At 61.6% G+C, this 2,529-nt stretch carries 2 protein-coding genes; both read right to left on the minus strand.

Annotated features, from left to right (window positions below; all coding sequences use genetic code 11):
* On the minus strand, window positions 1-923 hold a 923-nt coding region (locus tag AC1DUU_RS29215; RefSeq protein ID WP_476786818.1), incomplete at its 3' end, for an ABC transporter permease.
* A partial coding sequence (locus AC1DUU_RS29220; protein ID WP_476786819.1) for an ABC transporter ATP-binding protein occupies window positions 920-2,529 on the minus strand: 1,610 nt, incomplete at its 5' end. The genes AC1DUU_RS29215 and AC1DUU_RS29220, both read right to left, overlap by 4 nt.

Consider the following 2,529-nt stretch of genomic DNA (forward strand, 5'->3'; position numbering starts at 1 on the left):
GTACGGGCGCTTTTCGGATCGAGCGCATCGCGCAAGCCGTCACCGAGAATGTTGAAGGCCAGAGTGGTCAAGAGCAAAGCAATGCCTGGCACGAACACCATCCACCACGCGATCAGGTAGAGTGAATTGGAGGATGCGTCCGCCAACATGCCGCCCCAGCTTGGCGTCGGCGGCACGATGCCCATGCCGAGGAAGGAAAGCGTCGCCTCGAAGACGATCGAGCTGGGAATCTGCATGGTCGTGTAGACGATGATCGGCACCGACAGATTGGGCAGGATGTCGACGACCATGATGGACAGCGGACGAGCCCCCAGCGACCGGCTTGCCTGGACGAAATCCTGCCTGCTCAGCGAAATGACCTGGCTACGGATGACGCGCGCCATCGGCGCCCAGCTGAAGAACACAATGACGATCACACTGAGCAAGAGACTAGGGCCGAATGCCGAAACCAAGGCCAGCGCGCACAGCAAAAACGGCACGCTCATGACAAGGTCTGTAAGCCGACTGAGACAGGTGTCGACCCAGCCGCCGAAATAGCCTGCGGTTACCCCGACGATGACCGCAATCGTCGAGGCGGCTAACGAAGCCAGAACGCCAACAAGCAGTGACACGCGCGCGCCGTAGGCGAGCCGTACCAAAACATCACGACCAAGCTGATCGCTGCCGAACCAGAAGTCCGCGCTTGGTCCCACCGGGATGCCCATCGGCGTGAGGCCGATGTCGCGGAACTGCTCGATCGGTGAATGGCCGGTCAGGGCGGCAATGGTAGGCGCGGCTATTGCCAGCAATACTACGGCAACGATCACGCCAACCGCCGCCATGCTGGCACTGTCGCGCCGCAAACGCCGAAGCGTGAGCTCCAGTGAGCCACGCTGAATGACCTCGGCTTCCGTGATACCAATTTGCGATACGATTTCACTCATAGCGCTGCCATCCGGGTTTCGCGAAGGATGCGGTCTGGCGCGCCCGTCAGGGTCGGCGGAACATTTGTCGCCGCCAGAAGAGTTCGCGTGTATGGATGCTGCGGATCGGCAAACAGTTGTTCCGAGCTTGCCAGCTCAACGATGCGTCCGCCCTGCATGACGGCGATGCGGTCGCACACATGCCGAACGACCGAGAGGTCATGCGAAATGAACAGATAGGTCAGGTCGAGTTCGCGCTGCAGGCGTCGCAGTAGGTTCAGAACCTGCGCCTGCACCGAGACATCGAGGGCCGAGACGGGCTCGTCGCAGATGATCAGCGACGGGTTGAGCGCCAGTGCCCTCGCAATGCCGATGCGTTGCCGCTGGCCGCCGGAGAACTCCGAGGGAAACCGGTTGTAGTGTTCGGGGTTGAGGCCGACGATCTCCATCAGATGCCGTACCTTGTGTTTGCGTTCCTCGCCGTAGGCTTCTCCATGGAGGCGAAACGGATCGCCGATGATGGACCCGACACGGCGGCGCGGATTGAGCGAGCCGAAAGGATCCTGAAAGACAAGCTGTACGTTCTTGCGCATCTCGCGCCAGCGGGCGCCATCCAGCGCGCCGATGTCTTCTCCGCGCAATTTGACCGAGCCGCTGGTAGCGCGGGTCAACCCCGCAACGACACGCGCGAAGGTCGATTTTCCGCAACCGCTCTCCCCAACCAGACCGACCGTCTCACCCTTGGCAACGGTTAGATCGATTCCCTTGAGAACATCGAGGGTTCGGCGCTGGCCGAAGAAGTTGCCGATCTGGTAGCTCAGATGCACGTCCCTTGCCTCAACAATCGGCTCAGCGGCGTTGGTCTGGTCCGGCACTGTTACGATCGGCCGCGCGACTGCAGGCTCGATGTCTGCCCCATGCTCTCGCCAACATAGAGACTCTACACCGTCGCTGTAGAGCCTCAGGGGTGGTGGCTCTGAGGTGCAATTTGCCAGTGCGTCATTGCATCGTGGTGCGAAAACGCAGCCAGCGGAGGGGGCGAGCAGGCTGGGCGTCCGCCCTTTGATCGGGACGAGATCCGAGCCCGGCTGGCAATTGGCGGGGGACGATTTAAGCAGACCGCTCGTGTACGGGTGAACAGGCGAGCGGAAAACGGCAGCGCTCTTGCSGTACTCCATGCGATTTCCGGCATACATGACCATCACGTCATCGGCCACGCTCGACAGCAGGCCGAGGTCATGCGTGATCAGGATCACTGTCGTGCCGAGTTCCTTGCGCATGGCGTCGAGCAGCGCGACGATCTGGGCCTGAACGGTGACGTCGAGTGCGGTCGTCGGTTCGTCCGCGATCACCAGGGACGGTTTTAGAATGAGCGCCATGGCGATCATTACGCGTTGGCGCATGCCGCCCGAGAACTGATGCGGATAATCATCCAGCCGATCGGCCGGGGAAGGGATACCGACCTTGCCGAGGATGTCGACGACGCGCGAGCGCGCGTCGTGGCGATCGATCTTCTCGTGCAGATAGAGCGCTTCTGCGATCTGCGCGCCGATCGTGTAAAAGGGGTGCAGGCTGGAAAGCGGATCCTGGAAGATCATGCCGATGCGTCCACCGCGCAGCTTGCGTG

The sequence above is a fragment of the Aminobacter sp. P4_H6_2 genome (assembly GCF_056400805.1).